Origin of the sequence: Nocardia suismassiliense, assembly GCF_900269665.1 — a bacterium.
GTDB lineage: Bacteria > Actinomycetota > Actinomycetes > Mycobacteriales > Mycobacteriaceae > Nocardia > Nocardia suismassiliense.
Genome location: NZ_LT985361.1, coordinates 7404629 through 7424171 on the forward strand (window position 1 = coordinate 7404629; position 19543 = coordinate 7424171).

General features: G+C 66.8%; 15 protein-coding genes and 1 pseudogene. 2 read left to right on the plus strand and 14 right to left on the minus strand.

Features of this window, described 5'->3' with window-relative positions; genetic code table 11:
- Nucleotides 1-4: 4 nt before the first annotated feature.
- The 9 genes from ligA to DBO33_RS33065 form a co-directional block, all read right to left on the minus strand.
- Nucleotides 5-2056, minus strand: coding sequence for an NAD-dependent DNA ligase LigA (gene ligA, locus DBO33_RS33025; protein ID WP_234391435.1), 2052 nt, complete (start codon nucleotides 2054-2056; stop codon nucleotides 5-7).
- Nucleotides 2057-2249: 193 nt separating this feature from the next.
- On the minus strand, nucleotides 2250-3323 hold the full coding sequence (locus DBO33_RS33030; RefSeq protein WP_407670563.1) for a methionine synthase: 1074 nt from the start codon (nucleotides 3321-3323) through the stop codon (nucleotides 2250-2252).
- 184 nt (nucleotides 3324-3507) lie between these two features.
- Nucleotides 3508-4629 carry a tRNA 2-thiouridine(34) synthase MnmA gene (gene mnmA / locus DBO33_RS33035; RefSeq protein ID WP_107658535.1) on the minus strand — a complete coding sequence of 374 codons (1122 nt, stop codon included), beginning with the start codon at nucleotides 4627-4629 and terminating at the stop codon, nucleotides 3508-3510.
- Nucleotides 4629-5858 (minus strand): cysteine desulfurase family protein, encoded by a 1230-nt coding sequence (locus DBO33_RS33040; protein WP_107658536.1) that lies wholly within the window; start codon nucleotides 5856-5858, stop codon nucleotides 4629-4631. The genes mnmA and DBO33_RS33040 overlap by 1 nt, the downstream gene beginning before the upstream one ends.
- A 238-nt stretch (nucleotides 5859-6096) precedes the next feature.
- Complete coding sequence (locus DBO33_RS33045; RefSeq protein ID WP_234391170.1) at nucleotides 6097-8142, minus strand: CocE/NonD family hydrolase; 2046 nt, start codon at nucleotides 8140-8142, stop codon at nucleotides 6097-6099.
- A complete protein-coding gene (locus tag DBO33_RS33050) occupies nucleotides 8143-9429 on the minus strand; it encodes an ATP-grasp domain-containing protein (RefSeq protein ID WP_107658537.1) in 1287 nt (428 codons plus the stop codon).
- Between the two features lie 78 nt (nucleotides 9430-9507).
- Complete coding sequence (locus DBO33_RS33055) at nucleotides 9508-10275, minus strand: 2OG-Fe dioxygenase family protein (RefSeq protein ID WP_234391171.1); 768 nt, start codon at nucleotides 10273-10275, stop codon at nucleotides 9508-9510.
- Nucleotides 10276-10375: 100 nt separating this feature from the next.
- Entirely contained in the window at nucleotides 10376-11263 is an 888-nt protein-coding gene (locus DBO33_RS33060) for an NAD(P)-dependent oxidoreductase (protein ID WP_107658539.1), read from the minus strand.
- A gap of 245 nt (nucleotides 11264-11508) precedes the next feature.
- Nucleotides 11509-12675 carry a hypothetical protein gene (locus DBO33_RS33065; RefSeq protein WP_159080648.1) on the minus strand — a complete coding sequence of 389 codons (1167 nt, stop codon included), beginning with the start codon at nucleotides 12673-12675 and terminating at the stop codon, nucleotides 11509-11511.
- Nucleotides 12676-12800: 125 nt separating this feature from the next.
- On the opposite strand from DBO33_RS33065, the gene DBO33_RS33070 reads away from it, so the two are divergent.
- Nucleotides 12801-13148, plus strand: coding sequence for a DoxX family protein (locus DBO33_RS33070; protein ID WP_107658541.1), 348 nt, complete (start codon nucleotides 12801-12803; stop codon nucleotides 13146-13148).
- 241 nt (nucleotides 13149-13389) lie between these two features.
- Here the strand turns inward: DBO33_RS33070 and DBO33_RS33075 are convergent, their stop codons facing one another.
- From DBO33_RS33075 to DBO33_RS33085, 3 genes and pseudogenes are all read right to left on the minus strand, one after another.
- Nucleotides 13390-14430: a lysophospholipid acyltransferase family protein gene (locus DBO33_RS33075; RefSeq protein WP_107658542.1), complete on the minus strand. Its 1041-nt coding sequence runs from the start codon at nucleotides 14428-14430 to the stop codon at nucleotides 13390-13392.
- Nucleotides 14427-15198 (minus strand): annotated as a pseudogene (locus tag DBO33_RS33080) (GNAT family N-acetyltransferase). The gene DBO33_RS33075 and the pseudogene DBO33_RS33080 overlap by 4 nt, the downstream one beginning before the upstream one ends.
- A 297-nt stretch (nucleotides 15199-15495) precedes the next feature.
- Nucleotides 15496-16788, minus strand: coding sequence for an NAD(P)/FAD-dependent oxidoreductase (locus DBO33_RS33085; RefSeq protein ID WP_107658543.1), 1293 nt, complete (start codon nucleotides 16786-16788; stop codon nucleotides 15496-15498).
- 111 nt (nucleotides 16789-16899) lie between these two features.
- Here DBO33_RS33085 and DBO33_RS33090 point away from each other — a divergent pair, with 111 nt between their 5' ends.
- The gene (locus DBO33_RS33090) at nucleotides 16900-17757 is read left to right on the plus strand and encodes a LysR family transcriptional regulator (RefSeq protein ID WP_107658544.1); all 858 of its coding nucleotides are present in this window, start codon (nucleotides 16900-16902) and stop codon (nucleotides 17755-17757) included.
- A gap of 22 nt (nucleotides 17758-17779) precedes the next feature.
- Here the strand turns inward: DBO33_RS33090 and DBO33_RS33095 are convergent, their stop codons facing one another.
- Nucleotides 17780-18934, minus strand: coding sequence for a hypothetical protein (locus tag DBO33_RS33095; RefSeq protein ID WP_107660804.1), 1155 nt, complete (start codon nucleotides 18932-18934; stop codon nucleotides 17780-17782).
- Nucleotides 18931-19500, minus strand: a complete 570-nt coding sequence (locus tag DBO33_RS33100; protein WP_107658545.1) for a DUF4365 domain-containing protein — start codon at nucleotides 19498-19500, stop codon at nucleotides 18931-18933. Before DBO33_RS33100 ends, DBO33_RS33095 begins: the two co-directional genes overlap by 4 nt.
- Nucleotides 19501-19543: the final 43 nt, after the last annotated feature.

Here is a 19543-nt window from a genome sequence, read left to right on the forward strand (position 1 = left end):
CCGCTTACTCTTCCGCATCAGCGTCACCATCGGCCGCGGCCGGTGCGACCGCCTCGGGCCCCGATTCCAGCAACAATCGGAAGCCGTCTTCATCGAGAATCGGCACCCCGAGCTCCTCCGCCTTCGCCGCCTTCGTCCCCGGCGAATCACCGATCACCACGAACGCAGTCTTCTTCGACACCGATCCGGCGGCCTTCCCGCCGCGCATCAGGATCGCCTCTTTGGCCCCGTCACGCGAGAACCCCTCCAGCGACCCGGTCACCACGATCGACAGACCTTCGAGCGTGCGCTCGATGGACTCGTCGCGTTCGTCGGCCATCCGCACGCCCGCGGCGCGCCACTTGTCCACGATCGCGCGGTGCCAGTCGACGGTGAACCACTCCGCCACCGCGGCCGCAATAGTGGGTCCGACCCCGTCTGCGGCAGCCAGTTCCTCGGCGGACGCGTCCTGGATCCGGTCGAGACTGCCGAATTCGCGGGCGAGTACCCGGGCGGCGGTGGGACCGACGTGCCTGATGGACAGCGCGACGAGCACCCGCCACAGCGGCCGATTCTTGGCCGTCGCCAGGTTCTCCAGCAGCCGTTTGCCATTGGCGGACAGCCCGCCGTCCTTGTTGACGAACAGCGTGGTGGTGAGCAGCGTCGCCTCGTCGAGGTCGAACAGATCACCCTCGTCGGTGATCGCACCCGACTTCAGCAGATCGTTCGCGGCCTCATACCCGAGCGACTCGATATCGAAGGCGCCGCGGCCCGCGACGTGATAGACCCGCTCCCGCAGCTGCGCCGGGCAGTACTGCTGGTTGGGGCAGCGGATGTCGGCGTCGCCCTCCTTCTGCGGTGCCAATTCGGTGCCACATTCCGGACAGTGCGTCGGCATCACGAATTCGTGTTCGTCACCGGTGCGGGCGTCGACCACTGGGCCGAGCACCTCCGGGATCACGTCGCCCGCCTTACGGATGGTGACCGTGTCGCCGATCAGCACGCCCTTGCGTTTGACCTCCGAGGCGTTGTGCAGCGTGGCCATCGAGACCGTCGAGCCCGCGATGGACACCGGCTCCATCACCGCGAAGGGGGTGACCCGGCCGGTGCGGCCGACGTTCACCGCGATGTTCAGCAGCTTGGTTGTCGCTTCCTCGGGCGGGTACTTGTAGGCGATCGCCCAACGCGGGGCGCGCGAAGTGGAACCAAGACGACGCTGCAACGCCATCTCGTCGATCTTGATCACCTGGCCGTCGATCTCGTGCTCGATATCGTGGCGGTGTTCGCCCCAGTATTCGACGCGCTCGATGACGGCGTCGATGCCCTGCACCAGTTTGGTGTGCTCGGACACCGGCAGGCCCCACGCGGCGAGCGCGCGGTAGGCCTCGTGCTGCGAGGACGGGGTGTAGCCCTCGATGCGGCCGAAACCGTGGCAGATCATCCGCAACCTGCGGCGTGCGGTGACCGACGGGTCCTTCTGTCGCAGTGAGCCGGCCGCGGTGTTGCGCGGGTTGGCGTAGGGCGGCTTGCCCTCGGCCACGATGGACGCGTTGAGCGTCTCGAAGTCCTCGAGTCGCATGTACGCCTCGCCGCGCACCTCGAGCAGCGTCGGGAGGGGGAATTCGTCGGTGGGGGTCAGCTCACCGGGTATGTCTTCGATGGTGCGCGCGTTGAGGGTGACGTCCTCGCCGGTGCGCCCGTCGCCGCGGGTGGCGCCACGCACCAGCCGCCCGTTCTCGTAGACCAGGTTCAGCGCGACACCGTCGATCTTCACCTCGCACAGATAGTGCAGGTTCGGCCCGGTTTCGGCCTCCACCCGGCTCGCCCAGGTGCGCAGCTCGTCGAAGTCGAACACGTTGTCCAGCGACAACATCCGCTCGAGGTGATCGACGGCGGTGAAATCGGTCGCGAACCCGCCACCGACGAGCTGGGTCGGCGAATCCGGCGTGAGCAGATCGGGATGCGCCTCCTCCATCGCCTGCAACCGGCGCAGCAACGCATCGAACTCCCCATCGGAGATGATCGGTGCGTCCCGCACGTAGTAGCGGAACTGATGCTCGCGCACCTCGTCCGCCAGCCGCTGCCACTCGACGCGCTGCTCCGCCGTCGCCGGGCTCGCGTCCTTCCCTACCCCACCGCTCTCACTCACCCAACGCACATTAGCGCAGCCCACCGACATCTCCAGGCACTGTTCCCGCACGTCGCCGCACTGGATGTGCAGTTGAGCCGTGGCAGCTGTCAGACCGGCCGGGTGCGCACCTAGGGGCGGGTCAGGCGGTGCTCGAGGGTTCCTCGAAGGTGAGGGATTCGGGGTCTTCGGCGTAGGCGCGGGCTACCTCGGTGGCGAGGGTGAGGGCCTTGCGGGCCCAGGTGAGGGGGGTGTTGCCGAGGCCGCAGGCGGGGGCTACGAGGACTTGGGTGGCGAGGGTGGTGCGGGGAAAGCCGAGGCGGTCGATGAGGCGGACGCCGGGTTCGGCGATGTCGCGCCAAGTGGGTGGCGTGGTGGGGGCGGTGGTGGGGACAAGGCCGAGTACCAGATGTTTGCCGGCGTCGAGGAGTTCGCCGATGCTGTCGAGTTCGCGGGTGCCGATGGTGGTGATGTCGAAGCCGACGGCGGCGGCGGTGCTGCCGCGCAGGAAAGCCAGGGCGGGTGGGGCGGCGCAGCTGTGGATCAGCACCGGCGCGGACTGGGTGGCGATCACGGTGTTCAGCACGGTGAGTGCTTCGGGTTCGGGCATCGCGCGCACGCTGTCGAGCATGCTGACCGCGCTGAGCGAACCCTCGAGCACCGCCGACAGTGCCGGTTCGTCCAGTTGCAGAACGACTTCCGCGCCGAGGCGTTTACGCACCTCGGCGACGTGGTTGCGTAACCCCTCGGCGAGGGACTCCGAAAGGTCGCGCAGCGCACCGGGATCGGTGAGCGCGAGATGACCGCTGGGCAGCTCGACCTGCGCGGCGAGCGTCAGCGGACCGGCCACCTGCAGTTTGATCGGACGATTCGAGCCCGCCGAACCCGCTGTCTCCCAGGCTTCTTCGAGCGTGTCGAGGTCCGCACGGAGCAGATCACGGGCGCGCCGGGACACGGCACCCGGTCGTGGAGCGAGCCGGTATCCCCGTGTAGTGGTGTCGAATCGCATGTCGACCAGCAGCGCCGACATGCGCCCGATCAGATCCGCGCCGACGCCACGGCCGGGCAGTTCCACCAGGTGCGGCAGATCGGGCAGCTCACCGAGGATGGTGGCGGCGGATTCCCGCCGATCGGCACCGGGCCACGAGCCGACGGCGGGCGCGGGGCCACCGCGCAACAGCTCGTTGTTGTCCGTGACGACGGAATCTTTACTCACTGTGCCGTCTTGCTTCACCGTAGTCCGCTCCGTTGGTCGATCATCGTGCGCACCAACTGCCCGGATGCGCGCTGACACTATGCGCACCAGGCAGATTCGCCGAGCCGGCGGAATCCGACCCGGATCACCACATCCGGACCGAATCGGTTCGGCTCACCCTCCCACACCGGTCCACCGGCGCGGCTCACCGCGTGGCGGAACCCGCGTCGCTGCCCACCGGCGTGCTGTCGACGCCGCCGGTACCGGAGATGGTTCCGCTGCCGATCACCTCGTCCCCCAACGGATCCGGGCGATACAGCACGACCGCCTGGCCGCGCGCGACGCCGGTCAGCGGTTCGCGCAGACGGACCGCGAGCCCGTCGCCGACCGCCTCGGCGATCGCCGGAGCGGTGCCGCCGTGCGCGCGCACCTGCGCGACACACTCGATCGGCCCGTCCGGCGCGGCACCGGAAGTCCAGATGGCGCGCTCCGCCGCAACGGTCCACACCTGCAGGTCCTCGACCGAGCCGACGCGCACGGTGCCGGAGTCGGGATCGATCCCGGTCACGTAGCGCGGCTTGCCGTCGGCGGCGGGCCCGGGCAGCCCGAGCCCCTTGCGCTGACCGATCGTGAACCCGTGCACGCCTTCGTGATCCGCGAGCTTCTGACCGTCGGCGTCGACCACGGCGCCCGGCCGGATGCCGATCTTCGCGCCGAGGAAGGCCTGGGTGTCGCCGGACGGGATGAAGCAGATGTCGTGGCTGTCCGGCTTGTTCGCGACGGCCAGCCCGCGCTCGGCGGCCTCCTCGCGAATCCGCGGCTTCGGGGTGTCGCCGACCGGGAACATGGCGCGGGCGAGCTGCTCGGCGTTCAGCACGGCGAGCACGTAGGACTGGTCCTTGTCGGCGTCGACGGCCCGGCGCAGCACGCCGTCGTCGAGTCGCGCGTAATGACCGGTGACCACGGCGTCGAAGCCGAGCGCGAGGGCGCGGTCGGCGAGGGCGGAGAACTTGATCTTCTCGTTGCAGCGCAGGCACGGGTTCGGCGTCTCACCGGCCGCGTAGGCGGCGACGAAATCGTCGATCACGTCTTCCTTGAAGCGATCGGCGAAATCCCAGACGTAGAACGGGATGCCGAGCACATCGGCGGCCCGCCGGGCGTCGCCCGCGTCCTCCTTCGAGCAGCAACCACGCGACCCGGTGCGCAATGTGCCCGGCGACGCGGACAGCGCCAGATGCACGCCTACCACCTCGTGACCAGCGTCGACAGCACGTGCTGCCGCTACCGCCGAATCAACACCACCGCTCATCGCGGCAAGTACTCGCATCAAACACCTCCCTTCGCACCGGCCAGACCCGCGGCCCTGGCCCGATCAACCACCTGGGGCAAGACACCCAACAGCGCGTCCACATCGGCGCGAGTCGAGGTGTGCCCCAACGAAAACCGCAGCGACCCGCGGGCCTGCCACTGCTCGACACCCATCGCGATCAGTACGTGACTCGGCGACGCGACGCCCGCGGTGCAGGCCGACCCGGTCGAACACTCGATCCCCGCCGCGTCCAGCAGCATCAGCAGCGAATCTCCTTCGCAGCCAGGGAAAGTGAAGTGCACATTGCCGGGCAGCCGCCGCTCGCCGGGCGCGCCGTTGAGCACGGCATCCGGTTCGATGGCCAGGACGCCGTCGATCAGCGCGTCCCGCAGCGCGATCAATTCAGGGGTACGCGTTGGCAATTCGGTCACCGTCTGGTGCAGCGCGGTGGCCAGGCCGACCGCCGCCGCGGTGTCGGAAGTACCAGAACGCAGGTCGCGTTCGTGCCCGCCGCCGTGCAGCAGCGGCACACACGGCACCTGCCTGCCGAGCAGCAGCACGCCGATCCCGTGCGGCCCGCCGACCTTGTGCCCGGCGAAACTGGCCGCGGACAACCCGCTCGCGGCGAAGCCGATCGGCAGCTGCGCGGCGGCCTGGACCGCGTCACTGTGCATAGGCACGCCGAATTCCTGTGCCACGGCGGCCAATTCACCGATCGGCTGGATGGTGCCGACCTCGTTGTTGGCCCACATGACGGTCACCAGCGCGACCTCGTCGGGGTTCGCCGACAGTGCGGCTCGCAGTGTGCGCGGGGAGACGGTGCCCTCGGCGTCCACCGGCAACCAGGTCACCCTGGCGCCCTCGTGCCGCTCCAGCCACTCGACCGCGTCGATCACCGCGTGATGCTCGACCGAGCTGGCGATGATCCTGGTCCGGCGCGGCTCGGCGTCGCGGCGCGCCCAGTAGATGCCCTTGATCGCCAGATTGTCGCTCTCGGTCCCGCCGGAGGTGAAGATGACCTCCGAGGGCCGGGCGCCCAGATCGGCGGCGATCGACTCCCGCGCCTCCTCCAGCGTCCGCCGGGCGGCGCGACCCGACCCGTGCAGCGACGATGCGTTCCCCACGATGCCCAGGGCAGCCGTCATCGCCTCGATGGCGGCCGGGAACATCGGGGTGGTAGCCGCATGATCGAGGTAGACCGTATGGGCCGCCGCACTGTGGACCGGACCCGCAAAAGCCGCCTTCATGACCGATAAAGCCTATCCCACCGTTGACCTGCGCTTCTTTGGGGTAGCCCCCCGGTTTCTGCGAATTTTCCAGAACTTCGCTTACGAGTCGTAACTCGCTGAGCGCCTTGCGGTATTCCCGCACGCCCCCGCGAAGTGTCGGATGCGCGAGCGGGCACTCGACAACCCAGCGGACACCGGAATCCGACCCCGGCGTCGCGGCCGCCGACAGCCCGTCGCGGCTTCCGACAATTCGCGATCAGACCAGGTCCCGGGGAATCCGGCGATGCCAGTTCTGTGAGTACACCCGTTTGCGCACGGTCCGCGGATCCGTCTGCTGATCTTCGAGTTCGAACGCGTCGAGCTGCGCATCCAGAATGTATTCCGCAGCGGTACAGCGCAATACGGTGTGGGTGCTGACTTCGGTGCGCCAATCGTCGCGCTCGAACCGGCGTAGCGTGCGAGTTTCGCCCCGGACCGAGGTGACGTCGTTGCCCCGGGAGCTGAACCACTCGGTGGTGGCGCGCCGCACCAGGGTGCCGGTGTCGTCGAGGGATACGGTGCCCTGATCGTTCTCGATCTCCAGGGTCGATACCCCGCTCGCCAGGTCCCGCTCGACCTTCCAATGGTGCTTACCGGGTTCGACCTGGGTGGCGGGCGCGTCGGGTGCGGCCTCGGGCGGATCGAACGGGCGCAGCCGGTCGTCGTCGGCGCGGGGCGCCCGGTGCGGCAAGGTCAGTGCGCTGCGACCCGTGGTGATGGTCAGCATCGCCTGCTCCGGTGACGGCCACGCCAGCGGCCAGTACGACGAGGACACCGACAGCCGGATCCGATGCCCGGGCGGGAAGGAGTGCGCTACGCCGTTGAGCGGCACCCGAACTCGGTAGGCTCGGCCGGGTTCCAACGGTTCCGGTGCCGCGCTGCCGTCCCGATGGGTGAGATTGAGCAGACCGTAGGTCACCCTGGTCGCCTCACCGTTCGGTGCGACGTCCGACAGCCGAGCCGCCACCATCGCGTTCGGCCGATCGGCGGAGACCTCGAGTTCGAGGGTCGGCAGGCCGAGCACCTCGAAGGTCTCGTCCAGCGCTTCGGTCTCGAATACCAGTGAACCGCCGTCCTCGTCGCGCTGATCGGACGGTAGATCCGGGGTCGCCGCATACGACGCCCACTTACCCGCGAACATGCCGACGCTCAGTGGCGACTGCAGACGCAGGCCGCGCGCCTCGATCGGGCCGGGGTCCTCGGACAGCGAGTGCCGCCCGACGGTGAATCGGCGGGCATCGATATTCGGCGACGGCCACTGTGGCTCGCTCACCCACCGGCCCGGCCGGTCCTCGTACGACGGGTGTGGCGGAATGCTGTCCTGCATCCAGGCCCGCAGCACCGGCTCGTCCATGATTCCGGTGTCGCGGCCCTTGAGCCAGTGGTCCCACCACCGGACCAGCTCTTGCAGGAACCCGATCGCCGGACCGGGCACGCCCAGATGCGGGTACTTGTGGCCCCACGGTCCGATCAAGCCGCGGCACGGCACGTCGAGATGCTCGAGCAGCCGGAAGATCGCGTTGGTGTAGCCGTCGGCCCAGCCGCCGACGGCCAGCACCGGGCACTGCACCGCGCGGTAGTCCTCGTTGACCGAGGCGCGTTTCCAATAGTCGTCGCGGTGTTGATGTTCGAGCCACTGTTCGATCCACAATCCGCTACCCGCGAGGCGTTCGTGCCACATCTCCCGCCAGCGGTCTCCGACGATCGCGGGATCGGGCGGCAGGCTGTTGAACGCGAACATCACCGTCGCCTCGGACAGATTGTCCGAGAGCAGGCAGCCGCCCATGTAGTGCATGTTGTCGACGTACAGGTCCTCGGTGGCGGAGGCGCTGACAATCGCCTTCAGCGCCGGTGGCCGGTGCGCGGCGACCTGCAGACTGTTGAAGCCGCCCCAGGAGATGCCCATCATGCCGACGTTGCCGTCGCACCACGGCTGCGCGGCAAGCCATTCGATCACGTCACAGGCGTCGTCGTGCTCCGCCGGCAGGTACTCGTCGCGCAGTACCCCGTCGGAGTCGCCGCTGCCGCGCAGGTCGACGCGCACGCTCACGTAACCGTGTCCGGCCAAGTACTGGTGGTTGACGGCGTCGCGCGAGCGGGTGAGGTCGCGCTTGCGATAGGGGATGTACTCGAAGACGGCAGGCAACGCCGCATCGGTCACCGGCCGCCACAACCGGGCCGCGAGCCGCGTGCCATCGCGCATCGGGATGAAGACGTTCTCGACGACGCGCACTTCGTACGGGAATGACTCGACGGTGTGCACTCAGGCGACCTCCTCGAACTCGAACGGCAGGGCCTCGAGGCACTCGCGGTAGCGCTGCTCGAGGGCGGTGTGATCGGCTGCGCCGATGTAGAGGGTGGCGAGTTTGTAGCGGTACGGGTCCTGGTTGGGCAGCTCGGACAGGCGGTCACCGACCGCTACCTCGATGTGCACCACGGTGCCGGGGAACCGCCCGCGCAGCGCCTCGATCTCGGCCTCGCCGGGCACGCGAGTGACGACACCGTCCTCGTAATGCGGCACCATGCACTGCGCGGCGACGGCGTATTCGCCCTTGGCGTGCGGCATTTCGGGGCGGCGGCCCAGCGCGACGTCGATGGCGACGGCGTGATTCGAGACGCCGTCCACCTTCGCGAACAGGTCGCTGTGGGACTGCGAGATGCGGGTGTTGACCTCGATCAACCACAGTTTTCCGGTGTCGGCGTCCCACATGAACTCGGAGTTGAAGCAGCCGTTGTCGTATCCCACATGGCGCAGGTAGCGCTCGGTCACCTCGATCATCTGGCGCTGCACCGCTTCCGGCACGGTACGAGCGGGGTAGTCGAGATGGGCGAAGCTGTGGTCGGTCGCGTCCTTGCGCATATCGAACACACCGTGCACCTGGAAGTCGCCGCGAAACATCGAACCCTCCGGTGCGGCCTGCGTGCCGGTGACGATCTGCTCGGCGAGACAGGTGCGGCCCCCGGCGGCCTGGACCTGCTCCGGCACCCGCACCCGGGCGAGGGCCTGGTCGAAGGGGTCGGCTATGCGGCCGATCTCGGCCCTGATGCGCTCGGTGGCCGCCGCGAACTCCGCCGGCGTGGACACCTCGAATCCCAATTGGGAGGAGTGGGATTTGATCGGCTTGACCCAGAACGGGAACGCGACGTCGATGTGGTCCAGCGCATCGGGATCGAAGGGGTCGAACGCACTGAATGCGGGCACGCACTCGGGGACCGATTCCCGCTGCAACACCCGGCTCCACAGCTTGTGCTCGGATCGCAGCACACTGTCCAGACTCGGCGACGGCAGACCGTACTCGGCCGCCAGGATCGGCACGATCACGCTGGTCGGGAAGTCCCAGTGGGCGATGATCGCGTCCACCGAGCCGTCGAATGCGCGAAGTTCGGCGCGGGCGCGGTCGAGCAATTCCTCGAAGTCGAACTGCTCGGCGTCGATCAACGTGTCGTAGTCGAGCAGTCCGTGCAATCGCAGTCCGCCGGGGATATCGACCGTGCCGATCTCCCCGCGCTGCAGCTCTGTCAGGGCAGGAACGAAAATGTTCTTCGTCATCAGTCGGGTCTAGCCGCGTCGGGCGTTCTGAAACACCAACTGGTCATTACGTGTGTTCACAGCCGGGGTGGCCGCAGTTCAGCGCGGTGTGAACGTCACCACCAGGACATCGCGGACCCCCGATGAATTCGGCCGCGCCGGTCGCACCGCGGACACGTCGTGCAGCGTTCGACGGTCGTCGCCGAGCAGCAGGTCTCCCGGTTCGCTGAGTGTGGTTGCCAGCAGCCGGTTTCCGTCCGGATCGAACACCGAGCTTTGCCCGCCCGCGGCATTGCGCCGGTTGATCAGCAGCGAGGACACCAGGGTGACGCCATCGCGGTGGCGGCCCTCCGGCGCGGGCAGGCCCTGTGCCGTCGTCGAGGCGAGGACGCGGAAGGGATGGACCTTCACGTCCCACTCCGCAGGATCGTCCAGCGCGGTCGCCACCCCGGCGAGCAACGCCGACACCGCGCGAAACACGGGGTCCGCCACGAACGAATCGGTCAGTGGCGCGAACCTGCGATCCCGGCCGACGTACAGCGGATTGCTGTTCTCCGGCTGTACGAAGGAGTCCTGGGAGAGCAGCCGCATCCGCCGCGTCGCCGTATCGAGCGCCAGATGTCCGTAGCGGCGGAGCCTGCACGTGCCGTGTTCGGAGGCGTACCGATCTGAGCTCAGCGTTTCCCAGTGCTTCGCGAAACGCTGCCACTCGCCTTCCGTGACACCGAGAACCGATTTCGTGGCCACGGCGGGCATGACGTGGGCGCCTTCGGAGACCAAAGCCTTCCGGGCTGCCTCCAGCACCCGGTCCGCGCCCGGCCGAGCAACCGGGAGAGAATTCACAATCATCGTCGACGTGTGGGTCATGTCATGCACCTGCCTGTCCTGCGGCTCAGGGTGCGATTTCCCGGTAGCCGACGAGGGAAACGGCTCAGGGCCGTGCTCACCGGTTGCTCGGTGAGCGACGTTATGCGGGCGTCGGCTTCCGGAGTACCTCGATCAGCGCCGTGATGCTGTGCTCCTGATATCCCGCCGCTACCGCGCGACGCAACAGGTCGTCCATCGGTTCGTGCCAGGACATGTCGACTCCGGCTTCCGCGCCGAGTTCGGCCTCGTTGCCGATGGCCTCGTGGAATAGGCCGACCGACGATCCGAGCTTCGTGTAGTCGCCGGTGTCGATCTCGTCGGCCAGGATCGGCAGCAGCGACTCGATCATCTGCAACCATTTGGTCGCGTAGGGCACCATCGACCCGGCGGTCATGCCGCGCGCTGTCAGCACGGCGGCGCCCTCGAAGAAGCCGAGCAAGGCCGGCAGCAGCGTCGCTCCGACCGCCGACTCGTACAGTGCGGCGAGGTCCGGTTCTGGACCTAGGTGGACCGTGTCACCGCCGAGTACGCGCAGGGTCGCTACGTGTTCGTCGAAAGTCGTCCGGTCTCCGCCGTAATAGAGGAGGGTGTCCGGATTCCCTATAGCCGAAGGGACGTTCTTGATCGCGCCGGCGAGGTAGCGGGCGCCGTGCCCGGCCACCCACTCTGCGAATTCCCTTGCTGCTGCAGGAGTTCCGCTGTTCAACGTGACCAGCGTCCGGCCGGACAACGCCGCGCCTGCCGGCGCCAAGGCCGCCTGTGTAGCGGCGAATGTGGTCAAGGACGAGATGACGAGCGGACTCTCGCGCACCGCGTCCTCGATCGCGAACCGCTGGATCGCGCCTGCGGCGACCAAGGGTGCCGCCTTGTCCGGGCTCCGGTTCCACACGGTGGTCGGGTGCCCGGCCGCGAGGAATGCCTCGGCCAGCGCCCGCCCCATCGATCCCAATCCGAGAACGGTCACCGGTCCCCGCGTGCCATCGGTCATCGTGGTCGCCTTCCAAATCGTCTGCCCCCGTACAGAACAAGCCTCAGCGCCGCCGGAACAGCCGACAAGTACGCACTTTTCGGTCGAATACGCACGTCGAGGTAAGCAACCAGCTCGCCCGCCGCCCGCTGCCGCGCAGCATGATCAGCGTCACTCCGGCGTGCGTTGCCCGGAGTGGACTTCACACCGGCACGGGCGGTTCACCCCCACCGTGTCGAGTGCGAGCTTGTCGTCCTCGCCGATAGTTATCTGGGAATCGCCGCGATGTCGGAGACGGAGTAGATATTCTTCCGGCTTTCGGTGTCCGCGCCTATCGTCGGCTCCAGCCACGGCAACTCGACCGGGTCTTTTGTTCGGGTGCCGGTACGGAGATCGTACCGAGAGAATGTCGGTCGGCTATGGAAGTCGATGACCGATACCGCGCCGTCCACGACCGATGCCATGGTCTTGTCCCCCCAGCCGGGAATTCCCCATTCACGTGTCACCGCCGCCGACCCGTCGGTCGGAACCGACAGGATGTCCCCATCACCGTTGAGCCACAAGATCTTTCCGTCGGCAAGGGCCAGGCTGCTACGCCGGACTTCTTCGTTGTGTCCGGCCATCACAAGAGGTGTCTCGGTTCGGCTTCCGTCGATGACGTTGTTGCGAACCAGTGACAGCGCAGGCCCATTGGATGCGTCCGCCCGCGTCTCTGGGGAACTGTAGAGCGAAAAAATCGTCTGCCCGTCAGCGGCGCACACCGACATTCGGCTGGCCGGAAAGATCTCTTGCGAATGTTCCCACTGACCGCGCACTACCGGTTCACCCTGCCCGTCCAGTTCGTACAACCAGTTCTTGGTCGCTTCACCGGTGGTACCGATCAGAGATTCCTGCACGAGGGCGAACGAACGTTCACCGCAGTAGGTCGCGGCTCGGACATGACCTGCCACCGATCCCGTCCCGGAGCTGCCATCAGCCCGAACCATCGCGTATTTGTTGAGATAGCGCCCGTTGTTTGCGCCACTGTTGAACCACATCGTGGCCGCGCCGCTTGCCGGGTCGTTGACCGCGGTCTCGATAATGTCCTCATAGTCGATGGGTGTTTCGACGCGTGACTCGGCGGTCAACGTAGCGAGTTTGCGCGAAGACGCCGTGACGATCCGGGACTTCGCCGCAAGAATCCTGTTGGCGTAGATTGCGGTTCCAGTCACTGTGCCGAGCAACGATCCGTTGTCATCGAAAACGAAGACGGTCGTTCGATCCCGGTCAGTGACGCCCTTGAGCAGCGACGGACCTATCGATACCGCCCCGAAGGCAGCCGACGGCAGCTGCGCTAGTTCACGATTCGAATGATCGTCGCGCGCGGCGCACGACGCCGTAACCAATAACGCCGTCAGCGCTATCGTCCGCACCATTCTGACCGTCTGCGCCATGCCTGATCGAACCTATCCGTTGGTAGTGAGCGGCGTGCGTTGCTCGGAGTGGATGTCACACCAGCACAGGCTGTGTCGTCCATCAGGCGAACGGGCAGAAAGCCTGATGAGGGAAGAGGATTGCAATGGACGTCGCCTACTACATCGTCGGTGTGCTGGCTGCCCTGTGGATCGGGTTCTCCGGGTACTCGCTGTTCTCGCAGCAGCAGTTCGTGGTCGAACCACTGGAGCAGTACGGGGTGCCGCGGGCGTGGTGGAACTGGCTGGCGACGGCGAAATCGGCTGGGGCGCTCGGTTTGATCGTCGGGTTCTTCGTGCCGGTAATCGGTGTCGCGGCGGCGGGGGGTCTGATCCTGTACTTCGTCGGTGCGTCGGCGACCGCTATTCGGGCACGCTCGTATCAGACTGCGGTGTTCCCGGTGCTGTACCTGGTACCGGCGGCGGCCACGCTCGCGTTGCAATTGGCCAGATAGTCATCGAAAGATCGAGCAGCCGCAGGTTCACCGACCTGCGGCTGCTCGCGTGTCGAAAATCAGGGCGCTGCCGGTCGGCATACCCGCCGACCGCTTCGGCTCACCCCGCTATCGCGTGAGACGTCACCCGCGATCACGTTCCTCATCCGCCAATCGCGTGGCTACCCCACGATCGTGTCCACGCCCGCCGATCACGTCGGCTCATTCCGCCGATCGGGTCGACGTACCGGCGGATACGTCCTCACCCACCGATCGCGTCCACTCGACGACCCCGCCCCCGCAACCCCGGCCGCAGACGTCGAGAAGGTCTGCGAACCTCCGGCGCGTCCGACGCCACGGTCGGGTCCTGCACCCGAGTCTTGCCCGCCTCGATCCACACCGTGGCATCGCGCACACCGTGCCGCGACAGTTCGGTACCGCGCACCGCGGCCTCGCAGCGACGCGCGAGATCTCGCCGATCACTGCCCGGCTGCTGCACCTCTTCCAATACGATCTCCGCGACCATGCCGCGCGAGCGGAGCACCCGGCGGGCGGACGAGCCGAACGAGTCCGCACCGACGAATCCGGGCACAGTGCACTGAGCCCCGTGCTGGTCCAGGTAGCGCAACCGCACCGGCTGCACCGGAGTCGCGGTGTCGATCGCCGCCTGGAACAGCGCGGGCCGCATGCTGCCGTACGCGCGGCCACACCAGGTGGTGCCCTCGGGGAACACGGCGATCCGATCGCCCGCCGTCAACCTGGCGCCGATCTGCGCCACCACACCGGGCAGCGCGCGCAGCTTCTCCCGTTCGATCGGGATGACCCGCATCAGCGTGGCCAGCTTGCCGAGTACCGGCCAGTCGACCATGTCCGCGCGGGCGACGAAGCCGAGCGGCTGTACCGCGGCGAGCGCGACGATATCGGTCCAGCCGATATGCCCGACGACGACCATGACACCGTTTCCGGGCTCCCCGTAAACGGGGCGCGCGGTGCTGCCCTCACCGACAGCACCGCGCGTGTTCTGGTCGATCCGGCGATCGACGATCCGCAATTCCATTCCGAGACAACTCAACAATGTGCGCGCGTACCCGCGCTGCACGCTCTCCCGTTTGCTCTGTGGCGTCACGAGATTCACCATCGGGAAGCTGATCAGCAACCCGGCGACGCCGAGTAGCCGGCCGAGCACCCGGCCGGTGCCGACCTCATCGATCGACTCGATGCAGCCGGCCCCACACGGGCTCGACGGCATCCACGCGTGTGCGGTGGCCTTTGCGGGCGGCGCGTCGAAGACCACGGTCCTCACCGTCCCCCGTCGAAGGTCGCTGCGGCGTCTTGTAATCGGTTCAGGTAGCGGGTGTTGATGGTGTCCAGGCCGAGGATGGCGACGAAGTCCGCGACGCCGAAGTCCGGATCGTGCGCGGGCTCGCCGCAGATCTCGGCGCCGAGGCGCAGGTAACCGCGCAGCAGCGGCGGCAGCTTGGGGNTGTTCCGGATCGGAGGCGTGCTCGGAGGCGTGCCGGCCGAGCAGCATGTCGCGCACGCCGCGCACGTTCACGCCGGGCTCGTCGGCCGGGCTGTCCTGCATCGGCACCGAGACGCAGCCCATCACCCAGTCGTAACCGGTGAGCTGGATGTAGTGCAGGATGCCCGCCCACATCAGCGTCAGCACCGAACCGTTGCGGTGATCGGGCACCACGCAGGCGCGACCCATCTCGACGATCCGGCGGCCTGCCGGATCCAGTTGGGTCAGATCGAATTCCGTGGCCGTGTAGTAGCCGCCCGCCGCGGCGACCTTGTCCGGCGGCAGCATGCGGTAGCAGCCGACGAAATCTTCGGTCAGGTCGTCGCGGACCAGCAGGTGGTCGCAGTGGTCGTCGAATCGGTCGGCATCGAGGCCGGTGCCGTTGTCGGGGATGTGGAATCCGGGCTCGCCGGCGAACACGCCGTAGCGCAGTCGTTGCGCCGCCGCGCGATGCTCTGCGTCGGACGAGACGACCAGCGAGTACCGTGACCGTTCCACCCCGGAGTCCGTCGAGCGCGCCGGGGCTGTCAACACGGACGTAATAGTCATATGGCTAATGAATCCAGCCCGAGACTGCGCTGGAGCAACCTCGAAGTGTCTCGACGATGCCGACTCGGTGAACGAGATGCCAGACTCGCCCGCCTCTCCGCGCCTTCAAGCCAGATTCGGGTGCCGCGACAGCAGCGTCGGCGCCCGGCGGTTGGGACGCGAACGGGGTCAGCCCGTACCCGACGAGTTACCCATGTCGTCACGAAATCAGTTGCCGCGCCAAGGCAAACCTCGCCGACAACAAAATGAGCCGCGCCCCTCAGATCTGGAGGGACGCGACTCACGGACTGAGACGGCTCAGGCCGCACTCCGTTCAGGTTCTCGTGCGGCTTGCGTGGTCTTCTCCACCTCGGCGAACCCGGGCCGCCCGGTGCCGATGAAGGCGACCAGCCAGGACGCCACCGCGGCGAAGCGGTTACGGAATCCGACCAGGTAGAACAGGTGCACCGCGAGCCACATGAACCAGGCGATCAGACCGCGGAAAGTGATCTTGTCGTTCAGCTTGGTCACCGCGCTGAACCGGCTGATCACCGCCATGCTGCCCTTGTCCCAGTACTTGAACGCGGTGCCCGCCTGCTTCTTTCGGCGAATGATGTCGGCGGCGTGCCTGCCCTCCTGCATGGCCACCGGCGACTGGCCCGGGTAGCCGTTCAGCGAGGTCATGTCGCCGATCGCGTAGATGTCGGCGTAGCCGCCGACGGTCAGGTCGGGATTGATCAACAGCCGTCCGGCCCGGTCGGTTTCGACGCCGGTGGCCTCGGCCAGCACCTTGGCGAACCCGCCCACCTGTACACCGGCCGACCAGACGATGGTCTCCGCCGCGATGTCGCGCTCGACGCCGCTCTTGTCCTTGACGGTGACCTTGCCGTGCTCGATGTCGGTGACGAAGGTGCCGAGCAGCACGTCGACGCCGGTGCGGGTCAACGACTTCTTCGCGTACTCCGACAGCCCGCCGCCGAACGGTGGCAGCACCTCACCGGCACCCTCGACCAGGGTGACCGAAACTTCTTGGTGGTAGTACCTTTTCGCCAGTTCCTTCAGCTGACCGGCCACCTCGACGCCGGTCGCGCCCGCCCCGACGACCACGAAGCTCAGCAGCCTGCGCCGGGTCTCCTCGTCGGCGCCCGCGGCCTCGGCGAAGACCCGCTGGATCTGCGCGCGCAGCAGTTTCGCGTCGTCGATGGTCTTGAGCGAGAAGGTCTTCTCGGCGAAATCGTCACGGCCGAAGTAGGACTGGCTGGCGCCGGTGGCGGCGATCAGCGAGCCGTACCGGATGCGGCGCTGCTCGCCGTCGTGCTCATAAGTGACGATCGCCTTGTCCGGGTCGATCGCCACGACCTTGCCGAGACGCACATCGGCCTCGCGGTGACGGCGCAGAATGGAGGCGATCGGCGGCGCGATCTCCTCCGATGCCAGCACACCGGTCGCTACCTGGTACAACAACGGTTGGAACAGGTGCTCCGGCGTGCTAGAGATCAGCACGTAATCGATACCCGACTTGGCAAGTTGCTTGGCGGCGGAGAGTCCGCCGAACCCCGATCCGACGATGACGACACCCGCGGTTTCGATTCCCGCATCCACGTACTGCATGACAGCCTCCTTCTCTCATTACCAACCGTCATCGGGAAGCGAGATATTTCAGGTGTTAGGGCGCATAATGCAGATGACTCTTATCTCGATCCGTCATTAATCGGAGGCGCTGTGGAACTTCGGCAGCTCACCTACTTCGTCGCCGTCTGCGAGGAGCTCAGCTTCAGCGGTGCCGCCGCACGGTGCTTTATCTCACAGTCGGCGATCAGCCATCAAATCTCCCGGCTCGAGCGCGATCTGGGCGTCTCGTTGTTCGAGCGCTCGACAAGATCAGTCGTACCCACCGACGCCACCGCACGGCTACTTCCCCTTGCGAAACAGATGCTGAGCCTCGAGTCGGCCATCCGGGCCGCGGTACGCACCGTCGGGCCGCGCATCCGGCTCGCCGCGAACATGTCTTTCGCGACGAGATCGCTGTCCGCGATCGCCGGCGCCCGCGCGACGCACCCCGAGGCGGAGATCGAGTTCGTCATCAAGCCGTTCCGGCAGCGCATCACCGCGGTCGCCGACGGCGACTGCGATCTCGCGCTGATCCGCGGCAGCGTCGATCAGCCCGGCCTCGAGGTCGAACAGCTGTGGGTCGAGGATCTGGTCATCGCCACCTCGAGCGCCCACCCGCTCGCCACCAGAGAAACCGTCACCCTGTCCGACCTCAGCCGGCATCCGCTGCTGCTGCCGCCGGAGCAGGAACAAGTATTGCTGCACACCGTGATTCGGTCCGCCTTCGCCGAGCTCCCCACCGGCCCCACCTTCGGCCCGCCGATCCCGCCCGACCACACCGCGACCATGGAACTCATCAACCGCCCCGACGCCTGGACGGTCCTCTACGCCGAAAGCCCCACCGAAGGCCTGGTCGTCCTGAAACTCGCCGAACACAAACTCCGCATCCCCGTCTCCGCCGTCCTCCGCAGCGACGCCCGCCGCTCCCCCATCCTCACCACCCTGCTCGCCGCCCTACACCGAACCTGACCCACCAGTGCGGGCGTGAATGTCAGGGCTGGCGGTCGATGAAACTCGGATCCACGCTGATGTCTCCGGTAAGCCGCCAAACACCACGTTCGAAGATCAAATCACCCGACACCACGATCGGCTGCCTGCTCTGGTGCGCACGAATCGCCCAGGCGTATTCCTCGCCCGCCAGTGGCACATGGACCTTTCGCGGGCGGCCGTCCACATGTGTAGACAACACAATGCTCGTGGCTTCCTGATCTTCGTCACCGAGATCATCCCGATTGAGGGTGCGCACAGTACCGAGCAGCGTCGTGTAGCGCGGCGGCTCCTCGCGCCGGACCAGCCGTTCCCGGACACGCGGCAAGCCGGCCATTGCATTGCGATCGACGATGATTCGCGACGTGCTGACCTCGGGCGGCGGCTCCGCGGCCGCCCAATCGAACGATAGGTCAAGTGCGCGTAGCGTTTGCGGCTGAGTCAACTCCAGCACCGACTCCACCAAACCGGCGCTGAGCCCCAGCTGCCCGGACCGGTCGAGCGCGCTCTCGTCCCAATCGAGCGCCAGCTGCTTGGTGGACTGCAGACCCGTCGCCAACGTTGTCATCACCTTGCGCGGGAAAGGTACGGTCGGCGACCCGTCTTCGTGTGGCGGCAGGACATCACCGAGACGAGTTACGACTGTGAATACGAAGCTGCCGGGCTTCGTATGCCCGAGACGGACATCCTCTTCCAGGAATTCGGTGACCGTAGCCGACCTTCTACCCCGGTGCGAATGAGTCGGGTCGTCAGCAGTTGTCGCGGCGGCTCGCATCATCGTGAGCAATGCTTCCAGCGTCGTCTCTGCCTGCCGAAACGGGATCGTCCCGTCGGTCATTTCCTGGTCGAGCCGCACGAAGAAGAGATCGGCACGCGCTGCGGCGATACGTTCCGCCAGCTGCGCGGGATCCCAATCGTAGATCGCGGCGAGAGCTTGGAGCGTGTCCCGGAAACGCACTGGAAAGTCGACGTAATCGGTAGCCAACGGCAGCATCACCCGACCGAGGAGGCCATCCTCCCCCGGCAACCGCCAGATCTCCTTGACATTGTGGTCGCGAGCTTCCAGCTGCCAATCGTGGCTCGCAAGATATTGGGACACGGCCGGAGGCGACAACGAGGACGCGATCTCCTGGAGAGCATCGAGCGGGATCTTCCTCACCACTGACCTCCTTCGCCGATTACCTGCATGATGCCCTGAAGACTGCCCACGTCGAACAGATTGCTTCGGGGCAGGTGAACCGTTTTGCTGGCCTTACCATCCTCGATCTCGCCGAGCTTCTTCGCATGCTGCCAGTACATGCGGCTCGAAGTGGTCAGGCCTGCTTCGGAAAGGTCGAGTAGCTGATCGGGATCCTCCGGTATGAGCAGTACGCCGAGTATCGCCGGTGCGAAGCGCTTGGGGCTCACCAGTTTGAGGAAGTGGTCACGCTTCAGCGACCATGCCAGATGGTCGGCCTGGAGCAGCCGACTCTGGGTGGTGCACTTGAGCTGCATTTCGAATTCTGGGCAGTAGTATTTCGCATATTCCGCAGACGCGACGATGGTGATGTCGACTCCGTCGTGGTCCGTCTCATGCCCCTTGATGGAACATCCCGCAGCGGCGGCAACCATACGAATAAAAGCCACACTGAATTGTTCCTGCCGAGCAGTCATCGGCAGGCCACCGTCCAGAGTCGGTGCCGCCGACTCCGTTTGCAGACTTCCCCTGCCATCGACATCAACCATGCAGCCCTCCCCCGATGTCCGCAGAACCCGCGCAGCGCGTGCC

Bases quoted from the DNA above. Each gene is read 5' to 3' on its own strand.
- DBO33_RS33100 (WP_107658545.1), bottom strand. From the start codon at position 19,500: ATGGTTGATGTCGATGGCAGGGGAAGTCTGCAAACGGAGTCGGCGGCA.
- DBO33_RS33040 (WP_107658536.1), bottom strand. From the start codon at position 5,858: ATGAAGGCGGCTTTTGCGGGTCCGGTCCACAGTGCGGCGGCCCATACG.
- DBO33_RS33055 (WP_234391171.1), bottom strand. From the start codon at position 10,275: ATGACCCACACGTCGACGATGATTGTGAATTCTCTCCCGGTTGCTCGG.
- DBO33_RS33060 (WP_107658539.1), bottom strand. From the start codon at position 11,263: ATGACCGATGGCACGCGGGGACCGGTGACCGTTCTCGGATTGGGATCG.
- DBO33_RS33085 (WP_107658543.1), bottom strand. From the start codon at position 16,788: ATGCAGTACGTGGATGCGGGAATCGAAACCGCGGGTGTCGTCATCGTC.
- DBO33_RS33065 (WP_159080648.1), bottom strand. From the start codon at position 12,675: ATGGCGCAGACGGTCAGAATGGTGCGGACGATAGCGCTGACGGCGTTA.
- DBO33_RS33050 (WP_107658537.1), bottom strand. From the start codon at position 9,429: ATGACGAAGAACATTTTCGTTCCTGCCCTGACAGAGCTGCAGCGCGGG.
- DBO33_RS33070 (WP_107658541.1), top strand. From the start codon at position 12,801: ATGGACGTCGCCTACTACATCGTCGGTGTGCTGGCTGCCCTGTGGATC.
- mnmA (WP_107658535.1), bottom strand. From the start codon at position 4,629: ATGCGAGTACTTGCCGCGATGAGCGGTGGTGTTGATTCGGCGGTAGCG.